Genomic DNA, 23040 nt, shown 5'->3' on the forward strand with positions numbered 1-23040 from the left:
TGCGCTGCGCCGCGTTTGCGCTGTGACGTTTGCGCTGTGACGTTTGCGCTGTGACGTTTGCGCTGTGACGTTTGCGCCGCGACGCGCTCGCGGTGCGCGTCGCTGGCTACTTCGCCTTGCGCGCAGGCTTCGCCGCGCCCGTCACGCGCGGCGGCAGGCCGGTGTGCTGCGTCAGGATGCGGCCCCGCGCCGGCGCGGAGGTCGAGTTCTTGCGCCGCGGGCTCGCATAGCTGCCGTCGACGGCCGGCTGGTAGGTCGGGATCAGGTGGTGCTTGCCGTTGCCGATCAGGTCGGCGCGGCCCATGGCCTTGAGCGCTTCGCGCAGCAGCGGCCAGTTGTTCGCGTCGTGGTAGCGCAGGAAGGCCTTGTGCAGGCGCCGGCGCCGCTCGCCGCGCACGATGTCGACCGTCTCGCTGGCGCGCGTGACCTTGCGCAGCGTGTTGCGGCCCGAGTGGTACATGGCCGTCGCGGTGGCCATGGGGCTCGGGTAGAAGGTCTGGACCTGGTCGGCGCGGAAGCCATTGCGCTTGAGCCACAGCGCCAGGTTCATCATGTCCTCGTCGCTCGTGCCCGGGTGCGCGGCGATGAAGTACGGGATCAGGTATTGCTCCTTGCCCGCCTCCGCCGAGTACTTCTCGAACATCGCCTTGAACTTGTCGTAGCTGCCGATGCCCGGCTTCATCATCTTCGACAGCGGCCCCTGCTCGGTGTGCTCGGGCGCGATCTTCAGGTAGCCGCCCACGTGGTGCTGCACCAGTTCCTTCACGTACTCGGGCGACTGCACGGCCAGGTCGTAGCGCACGCCGGAGCCGATCAGGATCTTCTTGATGCCCTTCAACGCGCGCGCCTTGCGGTAGATCTGCACCAGCGGGCCGTGGTCGGTCTTCAGGTTCTGGCAGATGCCGGGATAGACGCAACTGGGCTTGCGGCAGGCCGACTCGATCTCCGGCGACCTGCAGCCCAGGCGGTACATGTTGGCCGTCGGGCCGCCGAGGTCGGAGACCACGCCGGTGAAGCCCGCCACCTTGTCGCGGATGTCCTCCACCTCGCGCAGGATCGATTCCTCGCTGCGGCTCTGGATGATGCGGCCTTCGTGCTCGGTGATGGAGCAGAAGGTGCAGCCGCCGAAGCAGCCGCGCATGATGTTCACGCTGAAGCGGATCATCTCCCAGGCCGGGATCTTCGCGTCGCCGTAGACGGGATGCGGCGCGCGCGCGTACGGCAGGCCGAACACGTGGTCCATCTCCGCGGTCGTCAGCGGAATGGGCGGCGCGTTGAGCCAGACGTCGCGCTCGGCGTGGGCCTGCACCAGCGCGCGGGCGTTGCCCGGGTTGGTCTCGAGGTGCAGGACGCGGTTGGCGTGGGCGTAGAGGACGGGGTCGGACTTGACGGCGTCGTAGGAGGGCAGGCGGATGACGGTGCGGTCGCGCGGCGGCGGCTTGCGCTTTCCTCCCTCCCCTTCCGGGGGAGGGTTGGGGTGGGGGCGCTGCAGGGAGGGAACGAAGCGCAGCGGCTGTTCGAGCACCGGAGTGCCCCCACCCCCGCCCTCCCCCGGAGGGGGAGGGAGTGAAGCCGATGCATCCTGCGCGCAGGACTGGCCTTTCGCCTTCGCCTGGTCCGCGATGGTCATGTAGGGGCTGACGTGCTCCTCCACGCGGCCGGGCGTGTCGACGCTGGTGGAGTCGAGCTCGAACCAGCCTTCGGGCGTGGCGCGGCGCACGAAGGCGGTCCCGCGCACGTCGGTGATGTTCTCGACGGGTTCGCGCGCGGCGAGGCGGTGCGCGATCTCCACGATGGCGCGTTCGGCATTGCCGTACAGCAGCAGGTCGCACTTGGAATCCAGCGCGATGCTGTGGCGCACCTTGTCCGACCAGTAGTCGTAGTGTGCGATGCGGCGCAGGCTGCCCTCGATGCCGCCGAGGATCACCGGCACGTCCTTGTACGCCTCGCGGCAGCGCTGGCTGTACACGATGGCGGCGCGGTCCGGCCGCTTGCCCGCCACGTCGCCGGGCGTGTACGCATCGTCGCTGCGCAGCTTCCGGTCCGCCGTGTAGCGGTTGATCATCGAGTCCATGTTCCCGGCGGTCACGCCCCAGAACAGGTTGGGCTTGCCGAGCGCCTTGAACGGCTCCGCGCTTTGCCAGTCCGGCTGGGCAATGATGCCGACGCGAAATCCCTGCGCTTCCAGCACGCGCCCCACCACCGCCATGCCGAAACTCGGGTGGTCTACGTACGCGTCGCCCGTGACCAGGACGATGTCGCAGCTGTCCCAGCCGAGCGCGTCCATCTCCTTCCGGCTCATCGGCAGGAAGGGAGCGGGGCCGAAGCGATGCGCCCAGTACTTGCGGTAGCTGGTGATCGGCTTGGCGGCGCGCGCGAAGAAGGAAACGTCGACGGGGGCGTTCATGCAGGGTTTTCGGGGAACCGGCGATTGTAGGTCGCCCCTGCCGATCGGGCGAGCGCAGGGGTATTGCGCTGGCTCAGCGAGGCGCCGGCTCTTCCAGCACGCGCTCTCGCGCCCTCGCCACCAGCGCGAGCACCTCGTCGGCGTGCTCGCTGCGCGCGATCAGGCCGAGCGCCACCATCGCCAGCAGCAGTTCGCTGCGCTGCGCCCCCACCTCGCCGAGCGCCTCGCACAGCGCCGTGTAGCTGCGGTCCAGGTCGGCATCGGTCATGGCTGGATTCCTTTCGCGCGCAGGCAGGCCAGCACGGGCGCGGGGTCCAGGCCGCGCCAGCGGCCCATCACGCAGCCGTCGGGCCGCACCAGCACGAGGCCGGTGGCGTGCAGGCCTCCGGGCAGGCCGTAACGCAGCCGCGCCTGGCCATGCGCATCGGCCTCGGGAGCGATGTCCAGCACCGCGACGCCGTGCTGCGCGAGATCGGCCACGGCGCGCGGCAGCGCCCCGTCGCCGAAGACGAGGCAGGTGAAGTCGGTGCCGAAGCACTGCGACAGGTGCAATTCGCCATGGTGCGCGCGCACCAGCGCCTCGGGCGCGGGCTGGCCGGGGGCGGCCTGCGCGGTGCTCCACGCCCCTTCTTCCGGGCCGTTCAGCGGCGAGCCGGTGTACGCGACCGGCGCGCTCTGGCGCGGGTTGATCAGCGAGCGCACCGCCGGCTCGTCCAGGGCGAGGCGCAGCGTCGCTTCGCGCATCAGCCGGAACGCGAAGTCGGGTGGTGCCATGAACTCGGTGCTCTTGGCGCCATAGGCGATGTTCTCGCGCGCCGCCTGCACGCGCTCGGTGGAATAGGAATCGAGCAGCTCCGGCGCCGCGCCGCCCTCCAGCACGAGGGCGAGCTTCCACGCCAGGTTGGCCGCGTCGTCGAGGCCGGAATTGAGCCCGCGCACGCCGAAGATCGGTACCAGGTGCGCCGCATCGCCCGCGAGCAGCACGCGGCCGTGCCGGTAGGACGGCAGCGTGAGGCACTTCGCGTTGTACATGGAGGCCCAGAGCAGTTGCCAGGGCGCGGTCTCGCCGATCATGCGCAGGTGGCTTTCCACGCGCGGCAGGATGTTCCCGGGCTTCAGGGCCTCCTGCGCGTCCTCGTCGTCGCGCAACTGGTAGTCGATGCGCCAGACGTCGTCCGGCTGACGGTGCATCAGCAGCGTGGAACCGGGGTTCGATGGCGGATCGAACCAGGCCAGGCGCTCCACCGGCCGGCGCGTCTTCTGCACGATGTCGACGATGACGTAGCGGCCTTCGTACTGGGTGCCATCGAACTGCAGCCCGAGCTGCTCGCGCACGGTGCTGCGGCCGCCGTCGCAGGCCACGAGGTAGTCGCAGCGCACGCGCTGCCGCCCCGCCGGTCCCTCGACTTCGACCTCCACGCCGGCATCGCCGGGGCGTACCTGCAGCACGCGCGTGGACCAGGCCACCTGCGCGAGCTCGGGCGCGCGCTGCAGCGCCGCGTGGACGAAGGCCTCCACGTGGTACTGCTGGATGTTCACCATGGGCGCGAAGCGCTGCAGCGGCTCGCTGGGCATCTGGAAATGCAGCACTTCGCGGTCGCGCCAGTAGCTGCGCCCGCCCGTCCAGGGCAGCGCCTTGGCGGCGAGGGCCGCCCCGGCACCGGCAGTGGCGAGGATCTCCTGCGAGCGGCGCGAGACGCAGATCGCGCGGCTGCCGCTGCAGTAACCCTCGTCCGCCTCGGCGACGAGGCTGGCCACGCCGTGGCGCGCCAACAGCGCCGCCAGCGTCAGGCCGACCGGGCCGCCGCCGGCGACCAGGACGGGGACTTCAGCCGGCAGCGTCAGCGCTTCGCCCAAGGCACGCGCGGGTCAACGCCGGCGCAGCTGGCCGCGGATCTCGCCGGCCGGGTGGGCGGCCGTGTGCAGGTTGACGTACCACTGGCCCGAAGCGAGCTGCGTGAACTGCTCGGGCGTGAGCTTGACCTGGCCCATGATCGGCGAAGTGCCGACGTTGCTGAACGGCACGGCGACGCCGGCGTTCTGCCCCGGGCCCGCCGGTCCGTGGATGTGCCCCGCCGTGGCCGGCCCGCTCAAGCCGCCGTACGTGACGCGGTAGGTGGCCATGCTGGTGTTGCGGTCGTACGTGACTTCCGCGTTGCCGTTGCCGCCGGTGTTCACCGGGGGCGACTCCTGGGCGCCGGACAGGGAGGCAGTGAATGTCTCCGTGCTCGAAGTCATCGATTGCATCATTCCGCAGCCGGCGAGTCCCACCGTCACGAGGGCGGCCGCGGCCGCAGTGCGCAGAAAACCAGAACGCGTGCTCATCATGTCTTCCCATTCGTTGTGTTTCGGGAAGCGCATGATGGTCAGCGCGGCACGCCCGCACGTGTAGGACGCCGCCGCATGCGGTGCAAAAAATGCCGTCTCAGCGCTCGTCCGCGGGTTTGTCGCGCGCGGGCGCCTGCGCGCCCGGCTCGCCGAGGATGCCCGCACCGGCCGGCGGCTGTTGCGTGGCTTTCTCGCCCAGCGTCTTGTTGCCGCAGCCGTCGGCGTTGCCGTGGTCCTCGTTGCCGCCCTGGTTCTCGCCGGGGCCGATGCTCGTGTCGGTGCTCATGGAGCCATTCTTGGGCGGCGCGGGCCGCCGTGCCTGCAAGCGGCACGAGCGCGGCCGTGTAGGAAGCGGATGGCCGCACCGGGATGCGGCAACGAGTCGGGTCGCCGGAGCAGTGTCCCCCTTCGCAGGCGGCTTCCTACTCCCGCGGCGTCGGTGTCCGACGTGCACTACGCTGGAACGTTCCTACATTGGTGTTCTGGGGGCTGCCGAACCGGCGCTCCCGCATCCAAGGAGCATTTCATGGCACAAGGGCAAGATCAGAATCGCCAGCAGCAGGACCAGCAGAACCAGGGCCAGGGAAAGGGCGGCATGAGCCAGGGCGGCATGGGCCAGGGCGGCAGCCAGTCCGGCGGCGGCGGCCAGCAGCGGCAGCAGGACCAGCAGCAAAGCGGCGGTCAAGGCTCGCCGGAGCAGCAGCGCCAACAGGAACAGCAGCGCCAGCAGAGCGGCACCGGCCAGGACCCGCAGCGCCAGCAGGAACAGCAGCGGCAAGGCGGCACCAGCCAGGACCCGCAACGCCAGCAGAGCGGCACGACCCAGGACCCGCAGCGCCAGCAGGAGCAGCAGCGGCAAGGCGGCACCAGCCAGGACCCGCAACGCCAGCAGAGCGGCACCGGCCAGGATCCGCAGCGCCAGGGCGGCGGCAACCAGGACCCCCAGCGCCAGCGTTGAGACGCGCAGCAATGCACCAGCGGGGCACGGCCCCGCTTTTCCTTGCCTCCCCCCTTCCCGCATGAGCCAGGCCGCCCCCGCCACCCGACCGCACGAAGTGCTCCGCTTCTGGGAAGACGCCGGCCCCAGGCGCTGGTTCAAGCCCGACGCCGACTTCGACGCCCGCTTTCGCGAAGGCTTCCTCGCGGCCCACGAAGCCGCCGCTGCCGGCGCGATGGACCCCTGGCTGGCCAGCGCGGAAGGCGCGCTCGCGCTCGTGCTGCTGCTGGACCAGTTCCCGCGCAACGCGTTTCGCGGCACCGCCCGCATGTACGCCACCGATGCGAAGGCCCGGGCGGCGGCCGACCTGGCGATCCGCGCCGGCTTCGACCGCACCGTGCCGCAGGAGCTGCGCCAGTTCTTCTACCTGCCGTTCATGCACTCCGAGCAGCTCGCGGACCTCGATCGCTGCGTCACGCTGAACGAACAGGTCGGGGGCGAGTCGCTGCGCTACGCGCGGCACCACCGCGACATCGTCGCGCGCTTCGGCCGCTTCCCGCACCGCAACGCGATCCTCGGGCGGCCCAGCACGCCGGACGAGGAACGGTTCCTGGGCGAAGGCGGCTTCGCCGGCTAGCCGGCCGGGCGGCTAGCAGCGGATGTCGATGCCGTCGTATTCGGCGTCGATGGCGAGCGAGGAAAGATCCGGCTCGCTGTCGAGGAAGTCGGGACGCGTGTCCTCGAAGTCCCGCTGCCGGATCTGGATCTCGCCCGGCGCGAAGCTCTCGGGGGAGATGACGATGCCGCCGACGAGCGCGCTTGCCGCCACTTCGGCAGCCCGCGCCGGCTGGCGGCCCAGGGGGGTGCACCACAGGCGCCCCTGCGCGCGGAAGAAGGCCACCGTGCAATGCCCGCTCACCACGCCCACGCGCAGCGCCACGCCCGCAGCGGCCTGCTGCAGCTCCATCGCCATGCGGACGGCGGCGCCCGGCTCCTCGAAGGTGATGAGGGCGGTCGCGTTGACGTACGGGTCGAGGCGACCGCCGTGGCGCGCGTTGATGCGCTGCAGCTCCTGGTAGAAGCGCTCCGTCACGCTGCCGGGCTGGCCCGCCGGCACGGCCGCATCGGCATGGACCAGCGTGAGCTCGCGCTCCTCGAAGTGGATGTTCTCGCGTCCGGCACCCAGGAACAGTTCCTTCCAGACTGCCGGTGGCAGCTGGTGCAGTACCTTGTCCGACAAGGCTTCCAGCAGCAGGGCGTCGTCGCGATCGAACCTGTCTCCCATGTTTCTCTCCCGTCCGTGGCCGTAACGGAATGAAACCACGGTCGCTCAAGCCCGGCGGTAAGCGAAAACAGGCGGGTAAGTAAGAAAATTTCCTAACTTCGGCGGGAGCGGGACGGCGCGGCGGCCTTGGCGACGTCGAATTCGACCCAGGCCGGCGCGTGGTCGCTGGCCTTCTCCTCGCCCCGCACCCAGGTGTCCACGCCCGCCGCGCGCAGTCCCGGCGCCAGCTTGCGATTGAGCAGCAGGTGGTCGATGCGCAGGCCGGCATTGCGCTGCCAGTGCTGCCGGAAGTAGTCCCAGAAGGTGTAGACCGGCTCGTCGGGGTGCAGGTGGCGGATGGCGTCCGTCCAGCCCTGCGCCAGCAGGCGCTCCCAGCAGGCGCGGCTTTCCGGCTGCAGCAGGGCGTCCTTGCGCCAGGACCGCGGGTTGTAGATGTCGGCATCGGTCGGCACCACGTTGTAGTCGCCGCACAGCACCACCGGGTGTTCGGAATCGACCAGCGTGGCCGCATGCGCGTTCAGGCGCTCGAACCAGGCGAGCTTGTAGTCGAACTTGGGCCCCGGCTGCGGATTGCCGTTCGGCAGGTACAGGCAGCCGACGATCACGCCATCGACGGCGGCCTCGAGGTAGCGGCTCTGGTCGTCGGCCTCGTCGCCGGGCAGCGCCCGCCGGATCTCCACCGGCTGCTGGCCGCGCGCGAGGATGGCGACGCCGTTCCAGGAGCGCTGGCCCTTCCACAGCGCCCCGTAGCCCGCGTCGCGGATCGCGGCTGCGGGAAAGCCCTCGTCGAGCGCCTTGAGTTCCTGCAGGCAGGCGACATCCGGCTGCTCCTTCTCGAGCCAGCGCAGCAGGTGGGCGAGCCGCGTCTTGACGCCGTTGACGTTGAAGGTGGCGATTTTCATGGGCAGGAGCCTACCCGCGGCGGGCGGCCGCGGGCTGCCGGCGGAACAGCGTGTTGGTGATGCAAGCGGGGCGGCGCGGCGGCCGCCTCCCTCGCTCGCTCAGGGCCGGGTGCGGCGGCGGCTGAAGGCCTCGGCCCCGCCGCTGCCGCCGCCATCGGCGAAATCATGCGCATCCAGCCGGTCGCGCCGCGGCGGCTGGGGCGCCTCGACGATCGTGCTGGCGGAGTTCTCGCCATGGTCCGGCTGGGCCGGCACCGAGGAGGTGGGACGCTCCCCGCGCTTGGCGCGGCTCGAGCGGGTATCGCGGGACTTCATGCGCCACAATGTGCCGATGACGCGCTGCGTCCCCTGTCGGACAAGCCCGCGAAGCGCCCCATGAAGATCGCCCGCGCCCTCCTGCCCCTGCTGTTCGCGGCCCTGCCCTGCGCGGCGCAGCAGGATCCGCTGAAGTCCGAGGCTTGCGGCAGCGCGCTCGCGCAACTGCAGGCGGCGCGCCAGCAGCAGGCGAACACGGCGACCGTGGAAGCGCTGCGCTCCGCCGCTGCCGCCACCTGCCTGGGCAGCGGCGCGCCGCCCACGCGGCCGGGGCGCGTGCTGCAGGCGCCCGTCGTCGTTCCGCCGCCGCAGATCGACCTGCCGGCGCAGGCGGCGCCGCTGCCGGTCCCGGTGCCCGCGCCGCCGCCGGTGGCGATCCAGCGACCGAGCGCGCCGGCCCTGTGCGATGCCGGCGGCTGCTGGTCCAGCGACGGCACGCACCTGCAGCAGCTGCCGCCCGGCCTCATCGGGCCGCGCGGGCTGTGCACGCAGCAGGGCGCGCTGCTCTATTGCCCTTAGAGGGGGCGGCCGGAGGCAGCCCGCATCCGCGGGCCGCGCCCTATTTCCAGCTGTAGGTGTAGACCACCCGCAGCACGTTCACGTGCTGCGCGAGCGTGCGGGTGCCGACGGTGCCGTCCGCGAACACGAAGGGCGTGCCGTTGAAGCCCCAGGCCCAGTCGTCCCAGTGGGTGCGGTAGTGGGCGAATTCCGCGCGCACGAAGGACTTCTTGTCCAGCGTGTACTTGCCGGACAGCCGCAGCACGCTCTGGCGGAAGGTGATGGGCGGCAGGCCGCCGCTGGCCGCGAGCAGCGCCGTGTCGGCTGCGGACGCGGTGGAGTCCAGCCGCTGCGCGAAGGTCGAGCGGTCCTGCAGGTACGACAGGTTCGCGCCGACTTCCAGCTTGCTCGTCGCCTTGCCCGTCACGCCGAGTCCCACGTTGCTCTCGCGGTTCTTGAAGGCGAGGAAGGCCTGGTCGGGGCGGCCCTGGTCGACGGTCTGGTTGCCGTGCGCGAAGAAGCCGTTGACGCTCCAGTTGTCCGTGACGGCGTAGGTGAAATCGACCGTGGCCTGCCGCATCCCGGTGTCGCGCACGCCGTACACGCCGGGGGCCTGGTAGCGGTCGATGCCGACGTCGAGCGCCGCCTGCACCGAGAGCGCCTCGAGCGGCTGCCAGTCGGCCAGCAGGCGCACCTTGTCGCGGCGCCGGTCGGCCAGCGTCGGCATGAAGATGCCGCGGTCGAAGCCGATGCCGGGCGCGGTCGCGTCGGGCACCTCGGTCACGCCCAGGCCGCTGTTGTCACGCAGCCAGTTGGAGCCGCTGCGGTCGCTGTGCTCCAGGGCCAGCGCGCCGCTGAGGTCCTCGGTCATCTGGCGGCGCAGTTCGGCGCGGTACGTGTTCTCGGCCGTCTTCTGGCGCTCCGCCGTCACGCCGGCCGTGGCGCTGGAAGGCGTGAACACGCCGCGGTCGATCAGGTCGCGGCCGAAGCCCAGCGTGCCGCGCCAGGCGGGGCTGAACTGGTAGTTCGCCTGCAACTTGCCGCTGGTGGTGCGGTAAGGCAGCTGCCGGTTGGTGTAGAAGGTGCCGGCCTCGACGTTGTAGAGGGCCAGCGGGGTTTCGTCGTCGCGGTCCTCGTAGCGCACGTGGCCCTGCACCGACAGCTTGGCCAGCGGACGCGTGCTGAAGCCGACCTGCGCCCGCGTGGTCACCACGCGGCCGCCCAGGTCGCTCACGCCCGCGGGCGCGCCCGGCAGGCCGGCGGCGAGGAAGTTGTCGGTCTGCGTGGCGCGCGCGCGCGACAGCTTGAAGTTGACCGTGGACCTGGCGTTGTACAGGTAAGCGCCGGTGAGGTCCACCTGGTGCGACTGGTTGTCCGGCGGCAACGCCACCGGGTTGCCCAGGATCGAAGCCAGGCCCGCGCTCGGGGGCAGCGGCGTGCCGACGGGGTTCAGGAGCGTGCCCGGGACGCCGGGACGCAGGCTGCCGAACTGGTTCTGGTAGAACGAACCGTAGTAGCCCAGGCTCAGGCGCAGCTTCTGCGCCGCATAGGACAGCCGCGCGTCCACCTGGTGGTGGTCGGAGTCGATCGGCTCCGGGGCGAACAGCACGGCCGAACCGACCTGGATGCCGTTGGTGCCGGTGCAGGTGATGGCCTCGGCGGAGGGGCAGGCGAAGCCGACCCCGAACAGGCGCGAACCGGTCTTGTGCTCGGTGCGGCCGCCCAGCTCGAACTGCAGGCGCGGCGAGATCACCTTGGTGAAGCCGACGCCCAGTCCCTCGCGCTTGGTGCGCAGGTCCACATCCGCGCCGGTGATGCCGCTGTTGAAGATCACCGTTTCGCGGCGCGCGAGTTCGCCGTAGTCGGCGACGAAGCCCCAGTCGCCCTGGCGCGCCCAGCGCAGGCCGAACTCGCGGTTGTTGGTGAGCAGGTCGCTGGCCGCGAACCGGACCGCGACGCCGGTGTCGTCGTTGCGGCGGTAGTAGTCCAGGCCGAACAGGCCGAAGACGTGCTGGCTCGGGCGCAGCCCGCTGTACTGGTCGAATTGCGTGCGGTCGGAGCGGCTGCCGTCGACGATGCCGGCACCCACGCTGACGGAGGATTCGGTGACGGGGTCGGCGGCGAGGCTCCAGGCCGGCGCGAACGCGGCGAAGAGGGCCAGGGCGAGCGCGGTGGGCCGGCAGTGTCCGGCGGGTCGGCAGAGGGAAAGCATCGTTGTTCTTTCTTCGCTCAGCGGAACAGGAATTGCGGCGTGGGATTCGTCACCGCCGGGTTGTTCGACCCGTGGGTCTGCGTGTGGCAGTTGGTGCAGGCGCGGGCCTGCCACATGTTCACGACGTTGCGGCCGCCGGTGTTCGCACCCACCGTGGGCGGAACGCCCGGGCGCGGGGCGGTGAACACGCCCGGCTGGCCACCCACCGCGCCGACGCCGCCGGCGACGTGGGGCGTGTGGCACTGCATGCACAACATGGGCGGGCGTGCCTTGAGCATCGCGGCCGTGGTGCTGCCGTGCGGGTTGTGGCAGCTCGCGCAATCCTGCGTGGCGGGCTCGTGCGGGTGCACGAAGGGGCCGCGCTTTTCGGCGTGGCAGCTGTAGCAGGTGTCGTTGGTGCTGTCCTTCTTCGCCAGCTTGGGGCCGGCGGAGCCGTGGACGTTGTGGCAGTCGCGGCAGGCCATCTTGCCTTCCGGGATCGGATGGTGCGAGGGCCGCGCGAGCTGCGTGCGCTGCTCCTTGTGGCAGCCGTAGCACAGCTGCGTCTCGGTGGCGCGGGCAAGCGCCTTGTCGGTGTTGGTGTGGTTCTGGTGGCAGTTGGTGCAGGCGAGCTCGGCCGCCTCGTGCTGGCTGCCGGCCCAGAGCATGCGCTTGGCATCCTTGCTGTGGCAGCTGGTGCAGGCGGCGTTGCGCGCCGCCACCGGCGACGGCGACTTCTTGCCGTACGTGACGTCCGGGCGCGGCCGCTCCTTCAGCTTCTCCGGGTTCTTCATGTGCGGGACGCTGGACCCGTGGCACGTCGTGCACCCGGGGGTGCGCGCGTCGGTGGGATGCGAGTGCGCGTGCCGACTGGAGTCCGCGAGGTCCTCGGAGTCGTGGCATTCCACGCACGCCTTCGACGCCTCGGCGTCCACCCCGGCGAGGGCGGCCGGGGTGGCCCACCCTCCCACGCAAAGCAGCAGGGCTGCCAGTACCGTGCGCATTCGCATCATTTTTCTTCTCGGCCGGTTGGTTCTTACTTTTGACCGTGGACGATGTCCACACCCTTGAACATGCCGCTCGCGTGGCAATCCATGCAGGTCTCCGTGGTCGCGAGGGACGCGGACTGCTTGCCGCCGAAGGTGGCGTTGCCGAAGCTCGTCACGTGGCCCAGGGCCTTCGGCGAGTCGTGGCAGCCGGTGCATGAAGCGGCCTTCGGCGAGATCACCAGCCAGTCGAGCGGATCGGTCACGCCGGCGGGCTTCTGGATCACGGCGCCGACGGTGCCCTTGTCCAGCTTGTACGAGTTGTCGACGTGGCAGACGTTGCAGTTGATGCCCACGCCCGGCCAGGCGACTTCGGCGGCATAGTTCTCCGCCGGCGCGATCGCCGCTCCGGTGTAGCCCCTGGCGCGCGCCGCGGCGGTGATCATGTCGGCGATGCCCTGCAGCGTCGTGCCGGCCGGCACGGCGGTGCCCGCGGTGATGACCACCGTCGGCGTCGTGCCGATCGTGACCTTCTGGTCGGCGGCGAAGGAGCCCTGCGCCGTCAGCGCGCCCGACTTGTCGAACGTCCCCACCACCACGTTGCCGTGGGTGAACGGGAAGGTGCGCTGCGAGCTGCCGTGGATGCCGTGGATCATCCGCTTGAACTGGTACGACTCGTTGAAGGACGTGCCGTTGGTCATGATCGTCGACGACATCCGCAGCGGGTCGTGGCAGATCACGCAGGCCTCGACCGTGTTGCGGGCGCCGCCGTGGAAGGCCTCGGCCAGCGTATTCGCGCCGGAGGTGGTGCCCAGGGCGGCGTGGCAGACGTTGCACTTGTCGTTGGAGACGACGGTGCGGCGTGCCTGCACGGTGCTGCCGCTGAGGGCGAACTCCTTGAAGGTGTGCTGCACCACCACGTTCACCAGGGTCCGCGGCGTCGCTTCCGGACGCGGCTCGGCGACGGTCTGGATCACGAGCTTGGGCTCCTTGATCTGGCCGATCGAGACCACGCGGGCGGTGCCGGAGACCACGTGCGTGGGCGAGTTGACCGGCAGCGTGACGGTGGCGGTGTAGTGGTTGCTGCCGTCGTTGGTGCCGGTGTAGGCGAACACGGAGGCGCTGCCGCCGTTGTTGTTGCTGGTGAACTCGGTCGTGCCGGCAGGCTGGCCGGCGAGGCTGCCCCACGCCACGAGGAAGCGCAGGTTGCCGAACTTCGTGGTGCCGGCGCAGGCGACCGGGGTGCCCGTGCACTCGCTCGTCACCAGGTTGTAGGCGGCGTCGCCGTTGGTCGGGTCGGACAGGAAGTACTTGACCGTGACCTTGTTCGTGACTGCGTCGTACGAGGCGGCCTCGATGTTCATCTTGTACTTCGCCGCGTTCTCTTCATTCTGGTTGAAGTGCACGCGCTCGGGCGAGATGCCGCCGCCGGGGGCGTGGCAGCGCACGCATTCGGCGTTCTTCAGCAAGGTGGCCGTGGCGTTCGGGTCGCGGTTCTGGTTGAAGAAGGTGTGCTGGGTGAACCAGTCCGAGCCGGGACGGCTGTCGTGGCAGGTCAGGCAGGCTTCGCGGCTGGCGCGGGACTTCCAGTTGTCGCCCTGCGGCGTGGCGGGATTGGCGCCGGTGTGGCACTTGGTGCAGTTGCGCAGGTCCTGCGGGAAGCCGACTTCGGCGAAGCTGACCTTGGTGTCGTTGTAGCCCCAGATCGTGTAGTCCTCGCCGCGCGCCTTCAGCAGCTTGCCGGCGTGGAGCTTGTGGACCATGGTGGACAGCGTCAGCACCTCGCCGCTGTTGGCGTCGCGCGTGCCGGGGTTGTGGCACATCACGCAGAACTGCGTGTCGACGCGGCCGCCGCCGTGCAGCGCGAGCTTCTCGTGGCAGGTGTTGCACGAGCTCACGTCGGTCATCTTGCGGGTGAGCGCCGGGTCGGTGACGGGCACCGAGTTGCCGTTGGCGTCGACGGTGAAGTCGAAGTACGGGTTGACCAGCACCGTCTCGCCGGCGGCGTTCCTGTACGAAAGCTGGATCGCGACGCGGTGCGTGCGGCCGGGCTCGAAGACGACGCCATTGGTCTTGGCGGGGTCCTTCACGTCCGTGCTGAACGTGTAGGTGTAATAGCCTTCCGCGTTGCGCACCAGCTGCGTGGCGGCGGAGGCGGCGGGCTGCGGATCCGTGGTGGCCTGCATCGTCCCCGCCGGCACGACGGCCAGGTTGTTGGGGCCGACGTTGGCTTTCGGCGTTTCCTTGCGGTAGACGTAGCTGACCCACTGGTCCGGCTCGCCGTCGGTGCCGGGCACCAGCTTCGCGAGCGCGAAGCGGACGTTGGCGAGGGCGAGGTTCTGCACCAGCTTGCCATCGGAGAAGACGGCGAAGTTGACCTTCGGGGGGCTGTTGATCGTCACGGCGGCAACGCCGGCGGACTGCAGCACCGTGAAGCTGGAGGACGTGTTGGTGGCGGTGTCGTTGGCGGAGACCGCGGCGGCGCTGGCGAGCGCCTGCGACACGGCCTGGTTGGCGGAGCCGCCGGGCGCGGGTGCAGGCACCACGACATCGCTGCCGCCTCCGCCCCCTCCGCATGCAGCCAGCAGGACGGAAAGGGCCACGATGGCCCCTTTCCCGTACCGCGCGAATGAATTCAGCATACCGCCTCCAATGGCCCCGCAGGACCCCCTCTTTTGAAACCTGTTGACTCGTCGGACGCCGGTGCCGTCAACGTGCGGCCGGTGCGTGCCTGTCTTGAGCCTGCCTCACCCTGCCCCGCCGCGCGTTCCTCGCGGAAGCGGCAGCGGCGGCGGGTGGCGCCCTGGGGCGTGCAGCTGGCTCGATCGCCCGCTTACTGCGCGAGGACCCACTTGATCAGGTTGGCCATGGCCTTCTGGTCCTTGATGGCCTTGTGCTCTTCTTCCGAGCCGTCATCGAGCTTGACCTTCGGGCTCTTGGTCAGGAACTCGGTCAGCTTGGCTTCGGCGTCGGCCTTGCCCTTGTACTTGGCGGCGACCTTCTGGTAGGCCGGGCCCTTCTTCGACTTGTCGACGGAGTGGCACTTGGTGCAGTTCTCGGCCTTCAGCAGCTTCTGGGCGGCATCGGCGTCCTGGGCGGCGGCCGGCATGGCGAAAGCAGCGGCGGCGATGGCAGTGGAGATCAGGGTAAGGACTTTCACATTTGCTCCTGGTGAAAACTGTGTCGAGCTATGGGGTTCATCGTGCTCCGTGGCCACTGGCAACGCGTTGACAAATGTCAACCGGCGAGGCGGGGGGCGCTTTTGCGCATGCGCGTTTTACGTTAGGTGGCGCGATGGCCACACATGCCTGCAAACGGGGCAGGACGAACGGCGGAGAGAAAAAACCCGAGGGCGTTTCCGCCCTCGGGTCGTGGGTTGCAGGAGCCGGCCAGGCCGGCCCCTGCCACGCGATCACCATCGTGCCGCGTTACTTCGAGTGCACCGCCTTGATGTCGGCGATCTTGCCGGAGGCGTGGCACACCTCGCAGGTTTCGACCTTGCCGATGGCCGTCGAGCGCGGCTGATAGATCGAGCCGCCGTTGGACTCCATGTGCGCCTTTGCCGCCGTGGTGTCATGGCAGGAGAAGCACACGGCCGCACTCGGCGAGCTCACCAGCGTCGTGCCGGCCGCCGGGGTTGTTCCCGGGAAGGCGGTCAGAACACTGAAGCTGAAGCCCGAGCCGTAGTTGACGTCTGCCGTGACATACGGCGAGGTCGCGAACTTCGTCAGCGCGGTCGCAGTGCCGGTCACCACGGTACCCGTCGCGACGGTCCGGAACAGGCGGCCCCCAGCCTGCGCGGCCGAGGTCGCGTTGCTGAAGTCGTACGTTCCAGGCAGGTGGCAGGTTTCGCACCGGTTCAGGACGCCGGGGTAACCGATGTTCCCGTAGGAATGATCGGTCGTCGAGGCGTGCCAGGTGAACGGATTCTCGCGCTTGCTGCCCGCGTGGATCGCGTGCACGAAGGACGTAGAGTCCGCGGACCAGCCACTGCTCGTCCTGTTCGGGGTGTGGCACCACGAGCAGGTCGTGCCGTCGTTGCGCTGGCCGGCGTGGAAGGACTCGATCGTGAAGGCACCGAGTTCCTCGTGGCAGGCGTTGCAGCGCTTGTCTTCGACGATCGGACGGCGGGCCGTGTAACCGGTCGCCACCTTCTGCACGTCCGGGGCGATGACGATGAGGCCACCCTCCTTGTTCGGCATGCCGGCTGTCAGGTCCGTCGCGCTCGCGGCCTTGGTCGCGAAGCGAGCCTTGCGGTTCGGGTCGGACAGCGAGTTGTCGGTCAGGTTGATCTGCGTGAGCGGCATGGTTGCCTTCAGGCCGTAGGTGTAGCCGATCCCGCCCGTGAGCATCACCGCGTTGTCGGGAATGGTGACGTCGGTCAGGGTGACCGTGTAGTTGCCGCTGCTGTCAGGGCCGGTCATGGTACCTCTCGACGCGTCTCCAGCCTTGGCCGGGGCCGGGATGCTGCCGTTCCAGATGCTCCTCAGGTAGCCCGAGGCCGTGGCGTTGAAGTCCGTCGGGACGGTGGTGTTGTCCTGGGGAACCGCGAACACGAAGTAGGCACTGGGCGAACCCATGAAGTTGTCCCACATTTCCTGGGCCGCACGGTTCTTCACCGGGTCGGGATCCAGCGCCGGATTGAACGTCTTGAACGGGACCGCGACGCCGTTTTGCAGCATCTTGAACACGATCACCGGCTGCTTGCTGGCGTTGCGCGAGACACTGGCGATCTCGTACGTCACCTTGATCGCGCCGGCCGGCAGGTTGTCCACCTTGGAAGCGATCCACGCGGCGTTCGTGTTGTTGTTGCCGCCGGTCTTGGCGAGCGCGTTCAAGGGGTTCGGCGGGGTGACGGCCAGGTGGTAGACCTTCTCGATCGAGGTCGCGTCGTGGCACAGGGCGCACTTGGTGTCGTCCGCCTGGGCACCGCCGATGTGGCCGGTGGCGACGGCTGCCGTGCCGGTGATCTCGGCCTGGCTGTTCGCCGCGTTGGTCACGCCTTGGCCGTTGGCCCAGTTGATGCCGTCGTGGCATGCGCCGCAGGCGAGGCGGCTCGGCACGGTCTTGAAGTTCGCCGCTTGCGGGGCGACCTTGGGCGCGGTGCTGTCGTGGCACTTGCTGCAGTTGCGGATGTCCTGCGGGTAGAGCGTCTCGTTCAGCAGCACGTCAGCGTAGTTGTAGTTCTTCTTGACCAGCAGTTCACCCTTGTGCACGCGGTGGATCAGGACCGGGAAGTCACCGATCGTCACGCCGTCCGCGACGTTGGTCGACGGTTCAAACCTGCCGGTGGTGGCGTTCTTCTTCAGCGCCGGGAATGCGTTGGTGGCGGGGTCCGACACGGCGCGGGCCTGGCCGAACTTGCGCTGGTCGGTGTGGCAGGTCACGCAGAACCGCGGGTCATAGCGGCTGCCGCCGTGGAAGCTCTGGCTGTCCGTGCCGGGAATGCCACCAAGCTTGCCGTGGCATTCGTTGCAGGTGAGCTTGTCGACGATCAGGCGTTGGCCCGGGTCGGCGGCGGTGAGCACCTTGCCGGTCGCCGGAATGAAGTCGAAGACCGCGTTGTTCGGCCTGCTCAGGGGCACGCCCGGAACGACCTGGACTTCATCCTTCGTGTTGGTGCCGGTTCCCGGCACGTTGCCGGAGATCTGCAGCACGAGGCGGTGCACCGCGTTCGGGTCGTACGTCAGGTCACCGAGATCGGCAGCAACTTCGCCGGTCTTGAGCGGACTGGCGGCAACAACGTCCTTGGCCTTGGTGATGTCACGGAAGAACGTGTACTTGTAGGTACCGTCGCCGTTGTCCACCAGCGTGCCGTTGTTGTCGCTGGTCGGGCGGGTCGCGGTCGCGGTCGCCGTTCCGGTCGGCACGGTCGTCACGATGTAGCTGACCCACTTGCTCGGGCCGGGGTTGGCGGCCGTGGCACCGGCCGCGCCGGGAACCAGTTTCGCCAGGGTGAACGCGATGTTCTGGTAGCGCGGCGCGCCGGTCGCGGACTTGGTCTGCAGACCCAGGCCGGCCAGAGGCGTGCCATTGCCGTCGGTGACCTTGAAGTTCACCACCGGCGGGCTGGCGATGGTCACGCTGGTGATCGTCGCGTTGAATTCCGTCGCGGCAATCTGCGCGGGAGTCATCGTGGAGATGCTCGTGGCGCTCGTGCCTGCGGGGGTCGGCGTCCCTGCCGGGCCGGCGGGGCCCGCTGGGCCGGCCGGGCCGGGAGCTCCATCCGAGCCCCCACCGCAACCATGCAGCAACAGCGCTGCGGTCGCGGCGACTGCCACGAACCGTGACAGTCTCTTCAACCTACTCGTATCGATATGCACCATACCCTCCTTGGTGGATGCCACCTTGCTAACTAAGCTGCCCTGCGACAGGACCTTCGTCGAGCCGGACCAAAACTGCATGTTTCGTCTTTCTTCGACCCTGTTTCCCCGGATCACTTGCCGGCGACCTTGCCGAACCTGGCGTCCTTCTGCCTTGCGACGACCAGTTCTCGGAGGCCCTGGTAGGCCATGGGGGAAACGATGTTGCGGGTCTGCAGATGCGCCTTGGAAAGGAACGGCCTGCCCGCGATGATCTTGTCCGCCTCGGCATCGCCGATGCCGGGCAGTTTCTTGAGTTCTTCCTTGCTCGCGCTGTTGATGTCCACCAGCACGGGCTGGGGCGCGGCCGGCTTCTTCTTTGCAGCCTTCTTGTCGGCATGGGCGGCACTCGCCTGCTTGCCCTTCTGGGGCTGCACGTCGGCAGCCAGGGCCAGGCCGGCGAACAGCCACAGTCCCAGGGCCAGGACGACGGTTTCGATGATGCGGTGCTTCATTTGGTACTTCCCACGTTGCTGGGAATTCTCGTGACGCGGGGTACGCGCAGGTATCGGAGTCGCTTCAAAGTTCCCCTAGGAATCGTCCGAGAGCGAAAACGACCCGGATGCACTCGGTGGATGCGAGCGATTCGCGCCTGCCCCCCCTGGAACGTGACGTGCATCAACATTGCGCGAATGCGCGCCGTGCGGCACTCGCACGGCGCGCGGCATAAAGCCCACATCCCGAGCAAAGCACTCGGTCAATCGCGCATCAGGGTCTCAACAATGGGGTGATCAAGCCGCCGATCACGGTTGCTGCCGTGTAGAGGACGACCGCGGCGGGCACCGCCGCCACGGCCGCCTTGATCATGAACCAGAACATGGTTCCGAACTTCATGTTCAGGTCCGACACGAACACCGGCAGCGTGTGCACCGGGTCGAGCGGCACGGCGCCGCAATGCGGGCAGCTGGCCGCCGTGTCGCTGATCTTCGCCTTGCATTCGTAGCATTCGATGAGCATGGGCCTTCCTTTCCTGCGGGTTCAGCGCGCCACCTGCTTGACGGGCTCTTTCGAGAACAGCTCCTGCGGGCCCGGGCCGTCCGGCTCCTTGTGCGTCATCGCGAAGTGGCACTCGATGCACGTCTGCCCTGCCGCGCGGCCCTTCTCGTGGCGGCGCATGGCCTTCTCGCTCTGCTTGTCCGGATCCATCTTCGACGTCGTGTGGCAGTGCCGGCACTCGCGCGAGTCGTTCTCCTTCATGTACACCCACACGCGCCGCGCGAGCTCGTAGCGCTTGGCCTCGAACTTCTCCGGCGTCGAAATGGAGCGCGTGACGAAATGGCCCCACACGTCCGAGGCCAGCCCCAGCTTCGCGAGGTAGTTGGGGATGTACTCGTGCGGGACGTGGCAGTCGTTGCAGGTGGCGCGCACCCCGCTGCGGTTCATGTCGTGGACGCTCCCCTTGTGCTCCTTCTGCAGCTGGTTCATCTCGTGGCACGAGGTGGCGCAGAACGACTCCGAGTTGGCGTACACCATGAACGAGCCGCCGGCGGCAAACGCCACCGCGCCGAGCGCCATGCCGGCCAGCAGCACGGCCAGGCTGCCGGGCCCCGCGCCCCAGCCGCGGGCCCGCCTCCAGGCGCCGGCAACGGGGGCGCCGATCCCGCGAAAGATCTTCATCATGTCGGCTCCTCCTAGAAGATCGCGCTGCGCGGGATCAGGCTGCGGTCGACCTCCAGCTCCTGCGGGCCGGGGCCGCCCTCGGGCACCGTGTGGGTGATGCCGAAGTGGCAGTCGATGCAGGTCATCTTCTCGCGCCTGGCTTTCTCGTGCCGCGCGACGGACTGCGGCGACTGGCGCTCGGGATCCATGTTGGCCGCGTTGTGGCAGTGGCGGCACTCGCGCGAGTCGTTGCCCTTCATGTACGTCCACACGCGCTGCGCCATCTTCTGCCGCTGCGCCTCGAACTTCTCCTTCGTGTCCACCGTGTGGCTCACGTGGTGGCTCCAGAGGTCGTTGAGCGCGCCCATCTTGGCGATGTACAGCGGGATCGGCGCGTGCGGCACGTGGCAGTCCACGCAGGTCGCGCGCACGCCGGTGCGGTTGCGGTCGTGCACCGAGCCGACGAACTCCAGGTTGGAGTTGTTCGCCATCTCGTGGCAGCTGGTGGCGCAGAACGGTTCCGTGCTCGTGTAGATCATGGTGGTGCCGAACACGCTGAGTGCGGCGAACCCCATCGCGACGCCGGCAAGCAGGACGACGAACGCCCGCTTGCCCGCGGCCCAGCGGGCCAGGCGGGCGAGTGCTCCGTTTCGCATGGCGCGTCCCGTCGCTAGAGCGACAGGATCCACTGGACGACGTTCTTGATCTCGCCGGCGTCCTTCGTCTTGATCGCGCGGTGTTCTTCCTTCTTGCCGTCGATCTCCACGGTGGGACTGGTCGTGATGTGCTTGACGAGCTTGTCCTCGGCCTCGGCCTTGCCCTTGTACTTCTTCGCCACTTCCTTGAACGGCGGGCCGTCCTTCTTCTTGTCCACCGCGTGGCACTTGAAGCAGTCGCTCTTGCGCATGAGCGCCTGGGCGGCGTCGGCATCGGGTGCGGCCTGCGCCGCGAGTGCAGTCATCAGCCCGCAGGCCATGGCCAGGGAAGTCCGGAAGTTCATGAAGCGTCTCCTCTCCGTTGAAGAACCAGTGCGCCTCCATGACTTCGGAGCCACAAGGCGCGACGCCGGCACGCGCCTCGTGGCGGGTGCCGGCGGCGGCAGGGCCGCCCCCTGCCTTGACCGTAAAGCCTTGTTGTTCTTAGACCGTGATGCCGCTCGGCGCCGGGGCGCCCGAGGTGAAGAATCCGATGGCCACCAGGGTGAGGATGGCGAGGCCGATCAGGATCAGCGTGAAACCGAGCAGGCGCGACAACTTCACCTTCAGCTTCGAGGGCGGGTCGACCAGGTGCTTGCCCAGTTCGCCCGTCTGCACCATGCGCTCGTACTCCAGCGGGTGCTCCTTCTTGAAGTCGTCCAGCGACATGCTGCCGGTGAACATGATCACGTCCACCGGGAACTTGTCCGGCCGGAAGTGGTTGTTGAAGAAGTGCACCGTGAACAGGAACACCACCGCCAGGAAGGCTTCCTCGCCGTGGAAGATGGTCGCCACGTTGAAGACCCAGCCGGGCAGGAAGGTGCCGAACAGGCTCGGCAGCCACAGCATCAGGCCGCTCACGCCGATGATCGTCACGCCCCAGAAGGGTGCCCAGTAGTCGAACTTCTCCCAGTACGCCCAGCGGTCGATCTTCGGACGCGGGCCCTGGCCCAGGAACCACTTGAACATGCCGATCACGTCCTCGAGGTCCTTCAGGTTCGGCACCATCGAATAGGGGCCGAAGATCTTCCAGCTGCGCCAGTTGCGCCCGAGCCGGTACACCACGTAGAACAGGTGCCACATGAAGATCGCCACGAAGACGACCGCGGCGGTGCGGTGGACAAGGCCCGTCACCTTCGGGCCGCCGAACATCTTCATGATCGCGGGCGCCCACGGCGTGTCGGGATAGAACAGCGGCATGCCGGTGGTGGCGAGCACCATCAGGCTGATCGCGAAGCACAGGTGCGCGATGCGCCAGGTCGGCGTGAAGCGCTGGAAGTGCTTGCCGCGCACGGCCGGCGGGATCTCGTCGATGCGCACGTGCAGGTCGCCGCCGCCGCGCGCCTTGCGCTCCTTCCACTCGCGCACGAACCACAGGATGGTGTGCAGCCAGAAGAAGGCGAAGGTGCCGAGCAGCAGCCCGGTCATGCCCAGGGACGCGAACGAGACCTCGGGGTACTTCTTGAAGTTGCCCGGCTCGGCGTGCGGCTGGAAGCTCACGAAGCCCTTGGAGACGGGCGACAGGCCCTTCTTGGCGTTGTGGCAGGTGCCGCAGGTCTCCAGCCGGTTGTCCATGTGGACCTTGGAGGCCTTATCCGTCACCCGCGCGATGTCGTGGCTGCCGTGGCAGTCGAAGCACTTGGCGGTGTAGGCATAGCCCAGCGTGCTCACCGCGCCGTGGAAGGTCTCCTTGTACGACGCGTACTGCTTGGCGTGGCAGCTGCCGCAGTTGGCGGTGGCCACGAGCTTGAACGGGTCGCTGGAGGTGTTGGCCACCTTGTGCGCGCTATGGCAGTCCGAGCACGTCGCCGCGTCGGCCAGCATCTTCTTGCCGTTCTCCTTGCCGTGCACCGACTGCTGGTAGGTCTCGAGCTGGTCGGTGTGGCAGCTGCCGCAGCGCGCGGAGATGCCCAGGCGCCACTGCGTGTTCTCGGGCGACGCCTTGTTCACCGGCACGGCGAAGCTGTGCGTGTCGTGGCAGTCCGAGCACGTGGCGTTCGGCTTCGTCTTGTCGTCCGGGTTGGGCCGGGCGTGGAACGACTTCTTGTAGTTCTCGATGTTGGTCGCCACCACCTTCAGGCGGGGCCGCTCCTCGGCGCGCCCGCGCTTGACCGTCTGGTCCCACAGTTCCTGGTGGCAGGTCGCGCAGTCCACCTTGGCCAGCGGCTGGGCGGGGTCCTTCTGGTGGACGTTGCCCTTCTCGGCGTTGTCCTTGATGTCGGCGTGGCAGGCCACGCATTCCATCTGCGAGTGCACGCCCTTCTGGAACTTCACGAGGTCGACCGGATTGAGCGCGCGCGGCTTGCCGGCGGCCGTGGGAACCTCGAGCTTGCCCTTCTGGCCGTCGTGGCAGGACAGGCAGGTCGCGTTGTCGATCTTCGCCTTGGCTGCCGCCGGCGCGTCGGCCTGCGCCGCGGCGTTGCCCGCCAGCCCGGCGAGACCCAGGCTGGCGAAAACGAGGCCCGCGGTGACCGCGGCCCGGCGCAGGCGTGCTAGTAAGCCCGCATGTTGCATAGTCGTTCCTGACTTGATGAG

At 68.8% G+C, this 23040-nt stretch carries 22 protein-coding genes; 3 read left to right on the forward strand and 19 right to left on the reverse strand.

Translation table 11 applies throughout. From position 1 onward, the window contains the following. Window positions 1–106: 106 nt before the first annotated feature. The 5 genes from WG923_RS05515 to WG923_RS05535 form a co-directional block, all read right to left on the reverse strand. A complete protein-coding gene (locus tag WG923_RS05515; RefSeq protein ID WP_340349934.1) occupies window positions 107–2407 on the reverse strand; it encodes a YgiQ family radical SAM protein in 2301 nt (766 codons plus the stop codon). 73 nt (window positions 2408–2480) lie between these two features. After that, complete coding sequence (locus WG923_RS05520; RefSeq protein WP_340349935.1) at window positions 2481–2675, reverse strand: hypothetical protein; 195 nt, start codon at window positions 2673–2675, stop codon at window positions 2481–2483. Then, complete coding sequence (locus WG923_RS05525; RefSeq protein ID WP_340349936.1) at window positions 2672–4264, reverse strand: FAD-dependent monooxygenase; 1593 nt, start codon at window positions 4262–4264, stop codon at window positions 2672–2674. The genes WG923_RS05520 and WG923_RS05525 overlap by 4 nt, the downstream gene beginning before the upstream one ends. A gap of 12 nt (window positions 4265–4276) precedes the next feature. Further along, window positions 4277–4645, reverse strand: a complete 369-nt coding sequence (locus WG923_RS05530) for a CHRD domain-containing protein (RefSeq protein ID WP_340349937.1) — start codon at window positions 4643–4645, stop codon at window positions 4277–4279. A 187-nt stretch (window positions 4646–4832) separates the two neighbouring features. After that, entirely contained in the window at window positions 4833–5021 is a 189-nt protein-coding gene (locus WG923_RS05535; protein WP_340349938.1) for a hypothetical protein, read from the reverse strand. A gap of 240 nt (window positions 5022–5261) precedes the next feature. Between WG923_RS05535 and WG923_RS05540 the strand changes: the two genes are divergently transcribed. Continuing rightward, window positions 5262–5693, forward strand: a complete 432-nt coding sequence (locus WG923_RS05540; RefSeq protein ID WP_340349939.1) for a hypothetical protein — start codon at window positions 5262–5264, stop codon at window positions 5691–5693. A gap of 61 nt (window positions 5694–5754) precedes the next feature. Further along, window positions 5755–6309, forward strand: a complete 555-nt coding sequence (locus WG923_RS05545) for a DUF924 family protein (protein ID WP_340349940.1) — start codon at window positions 5755–5757, stop codon at window positions 6307–6309. 12 nt (window positions 6310–6321) lie between these two features. On the opposite strand, the gene WG923_RS05550 is transcribed toward WG923_RS05545, so the two are convergent. The 3 genes from WG923_RS05550 to WG923_RS05560 form a co-directional block, all read right to left on the reverse strand. Further along, window positions 6322–6957, reverse strand: a complete 636-nt coding sequence (locus tag WG923_RS05550; RefSeq protein ID WP_340349941.1) for a hypothetical protein — start codon at window positions 6955–6957, stop codon at window positions 6322–6324. 92 nt (window positions 6958–7049) lie between these two features. Continuing rightward, window positions 7050–7859, reverse strand: coding sequence for an exodeoxyribonuclease III (gene xth / locus WG923_RS05555; RefSeq protein WP_340349942.1), 810 nt, complete (start codon window positions 7857–7859; stop codon window positions 7050–7052). Window positions 7860–7958: 99 nt separating this feature from the next. Next, the gene (locus WG923_RS05560) at window positions 7959–8174 is read right to left on the reverse strand and encodes a hypothetical protein (protein ID WP_340349943.1); all 216 of its coding nucleotides are present in this window, start codon (window positions 8172–8174) and stop codon (window positions 7959–7961) included. Between the two features lie 60 nt (window positions 8175–8234). Between WG923_RS05560 and WG923_RS05565 the strand changes: the two genes are divergently transcribed. Next, window positions 8235–8693, forward strand: a complete 459-nt coding sequence (locus WG923_RS05565; protein WP_340349945.1) for a hypothetical protein — start codon at window positions 8235–8237, stop codon at window positions 8691–8693. Between the two features lie 40 nt (window positions 8694–8733). Here the strand turns inward: WG923_RS05565 and WG923_RS05570 are convergent, their stop codons facing one another. From WG923_RS05570 to WG923_RS05620, 11 genes are all read right to left on the reverse strand, one after another. Further along, a complete protein-coding gene (locus tag WG923_RS05570) occupies window positions 8734–10884 on the reverse strand; it encodes an MtrB/PioB family decaheme-associated outer membrane protein (protein WP_340349946.1) in 2151 nt (716 codons plus the stop codon). Window positions 10885–10901: 17 nt separating this feature from the next. Continuing rightward, entirely contained in the window at window positions 10902–11867 is a 966-nt protein-coding gene (locus tag WG923_RS05575) for a DmsE family decaheme c-type cytochrome (RefSeq protein WP_340349947.1), read from the reverse strand. A 32-nt stretch (window positions 11868–11899) separates the two neighbouring features. Further along, the gene (locus WG923_RS05580; protein WP_340349948.1) at window positions 11900–14452 is read right to left on the reverse strand and encodes an OmcA/MtrC family decaheme c-type cytochrome; all 2553 of its coding nucleotides are present in this window, start codon (window positions 14450–14452) and stop codon (window positions 11900–11902) included. A 230-nt stretch (window positions 14453–14682) separates the two neighbouring features. Beyond that, window positions 14683–15009, reverse strand: coding sequence for a c-type cytochrome (locus WG923_RS05585; RefSeq protein ID WP_340349949.1), 327 nt, complete (start codon window positions 15007–15009; stop codon window positions 14683–14685). Between the two features lie 268 nt (window positions 15010–15277). Then, window positions 15278–17983 carry an OmcA/MtrC family decaheme c-type cytochrome gene (locus WG923_RS05590; RefSeq protein WP_340349950.1) on the reverse strand — a complete coding sequence of 902 codons (2706 nt, stop codon included), beginning with the start codon at window positions 17981–17983 and terminating at the stop codon, window positions 15278–15280. A gap of 302 nt (window positions 17984–18285) precedes the next feature. After that, the gene (locus WG923_RS05595; protein ID WP_340349951.1) at window positions 18286–18666 is read right to left on the reverse strand and encodes a ComEA family DNA-binding protein; all 381 of its coding nucleotides are present in this window, start codon (window positions 18664–18666) and stop codon (window positions 18286–18288) included. Between the two features lie 253 nt (window positions 18667–18919). Continuing rightward, on the reverse strand, window positions 18920–19168 hold the full coding sequence (locus tag WG923_RS05600; protein ID WP_340349952.1) for a hypothetical protein: 249 nt from the start codon (window positions 19166–19168) through the stop codon (window positions 18920–18922). 21 nt (window positions 19169–19189) lie between these two features. Then, window positions 19190–19831 (reverse strand): NapC/NirT family cytochrome c, encoded by a 642-nt coding sequence (locus WG923_RS05605; RefSeq protein ID WP_340349953.1) that lies wholly within the window; start codon window positions 19829–19831, stop codon window positions 19190–19192. An 11-nt stretch (window positions 19832–19842) separates the two neighbouring features. Then, window positions 19843–20466 (reverse strand): NapC/NirT family cytochrome c, encoded by a 624-nt coding sequence (locus WG923_RS05610; protein ID WP_340349954.1) that lies wholly within the window; start codon window positions 20464–20466, stop codon window positions 19843–19845. A gap of 14 nt (window positions 20467–20480) precedes the next feature. After that, the gene (locus WG923_RS05615) at window positions 20481–20810 is read right to left on the reverse strand and encodes a c-type cytochrome (RefSeq protein ID WP_340349955.1); all 330 of its coding nucleotides are present in this window, start codon (window positions 20808–20810) and stop codon (window positions 20481–20483) included. Window positions 20811–20949: 139 nt separating this feature from the next. Beyond that, window positions 20950–23019: a multiheme c-type cytochrome gene (locus WG923_RS05620; protein ID WP_340349956.1), complete on the reverse strand. Its 2070-nt coding sequence runs from the start codon at window positions 23017–23019 to the stop codon at window positions 20950–20952. Window positions 23020–23040: the final 21 nt, after the last annotated feature.

The organism is Ramlibacter sp. AN1133 (assembly GCF_037890035.1).
In the GTDB taxonomy this organism is placed as follows: Bacteria; Pseudomonadota; Gammaproteobacteria; order Burkholderiales; family Burkholderiaceae_C; genus Ramlibacter.

What these genes read in the sequence shown, in the direction of transcription:
- WG923_RS05540 (WP_340349939.1), top strand. Translation starts at nt 5,262, where the DNA reads ATGGCACAAGGGCAAGATCAGAATCGCCAGCAGCAGGACCAGCAGAAC.
- WG923_RS05620 (WP_340349956.1), bottom strand. Translation starts at nt 23,019, where the DNA reads ATGCAACATGCGGGCTTACTAGCACGCCTGCGCCGGGCCGCGGTCACC.
- WG923_RS05590 (WP_340349950.1), bottom strand. Translation starts at nt 17,983, where the DNA reads ATGACTCCCGCGCAGATTGCCGCGACGGAATTCAACGCGACGATCACC.
- WG923_RS05535 (WP_340349938.1), bottom strand. Translation starts at nt 5,021, where the DNA reads ATGAGCACCGACACGAGCATCGGCCCCGGCGAGAACCAGGGCGGCAAC.
- WG923_RS05520 (WP_340349935.1), bottom strand. Translation starts at nt 2,675, where the DNA reads ATGACCGATGCCGACCTGGACCGCAGCTACACGGCGCTGTGCGAGGCG.
- WG923_RS05605 (WP_340349953.1), bottom strand. Translation starts at nt 19,831, where the DNA reads ATGATGAAGATCTTTCGCGGGATCGGCGCCCCCGTTGCCGGCGCCTGG.
- WG923_RS05615 (WP_340349955.1), bottom strand. Translation starts at nt 20,810, where the DNA reads ATGAACTTCCGGACTTCCCTGGCCATGGCCTGCGGGCTGATGACTGCA.
- WG923_RS05600 (WP_340349952.1), bottom strand. Translation starts at nt 19,168, where the DNA reads ATGCTCATCGAATGCTACGAATGCAAGGCGAAGATCAGCGACACGGCG.
- WG923_RS05560 (WP_340349943.1), bottom strand. Translation starts at nt 8,174, where the DNA reads ATGAAGTCCCGCGATACCCGCTCGAGCCGCGCCAAGCGCGGGGAGCGT.
- WG923_RS05545 (WP_340349940.1), top strand. Translation starts at nt 5,755, where the DNA reads ATGAGCCAGGCCGCCCCCGCCACCCGACCGCACGAAGTGCTCCGCTTC.
- WG923_RS05515 (WP_340349934.1), bottom strand. Translation starts at nt 2,407, where the DNA reads ATGAACGCCCCCGTCGACGTTTCCTTCTTCGCGCGCGCCGCCAAGCCG.
- WG923_RS05595 (WP_340349951.1), bottom strand. Translation starts at nt 18,666, where the DNA reads ATGAAGCACCGCATCATCGAAACCGTCGTCCTGGCCCTGGGACTGTGG.
- xth (WP_340349942.1), bottom strand. Translation starts at nt 7,859, where the DNA reads ATGAAAATCGCCACCTTCAACGTCAACGGCGTCAAGACGCGGCTCGCC.
- WG923_RS05610 (WP_340349954.1), bottom strand. Translation starts at nt 20,466, where the DNA reads ATGCGAAACGGAGCACTCGCCCGCCTGGCCCGCTGGGCCGCGGGCAAG.
- WG923_RS05575 (WP_340349947.1), bottom strand. Translation starts at nt 11,867, where the DNA reads ATGCGCACGGTACTGGCAGCCCTGCTGCTTTGCGTGGGAGGGTGGGCC.
- WG923_RS05550 (WP_340349941.1), bottom strand. Translation starts at nt 6,957, where the DNA reads ATGGGAGACAGGTTCGATCGCGACGACGCCCTGCTGCTGGAAGCCTTG.
- WG923_RS05565 (WP_340349945.1), top strand. Translation starts at nt 8,235, where the DNA reads ATGAAGATCGCCCGCGCCCTCCTGCCCCTGCTGTTCGCGGCCCTGCCC.
- WG923_RS05570 (WP_340349946.1), bottom strand. Translation starts at nt 10,884, where the DNA reads ATGCTTTCCCTCTGCCGACCCGCCGGACACTGCCGGCCCACCGCGCTC.
- WG923_RS05530 (WP_340349937.1), bottom strand. Translation starts at nt 4,645, where the DNA reads ATGACTTCGAGCACGGAGACATTCACTGCCTCCCTGTCCGGCGCCCAG.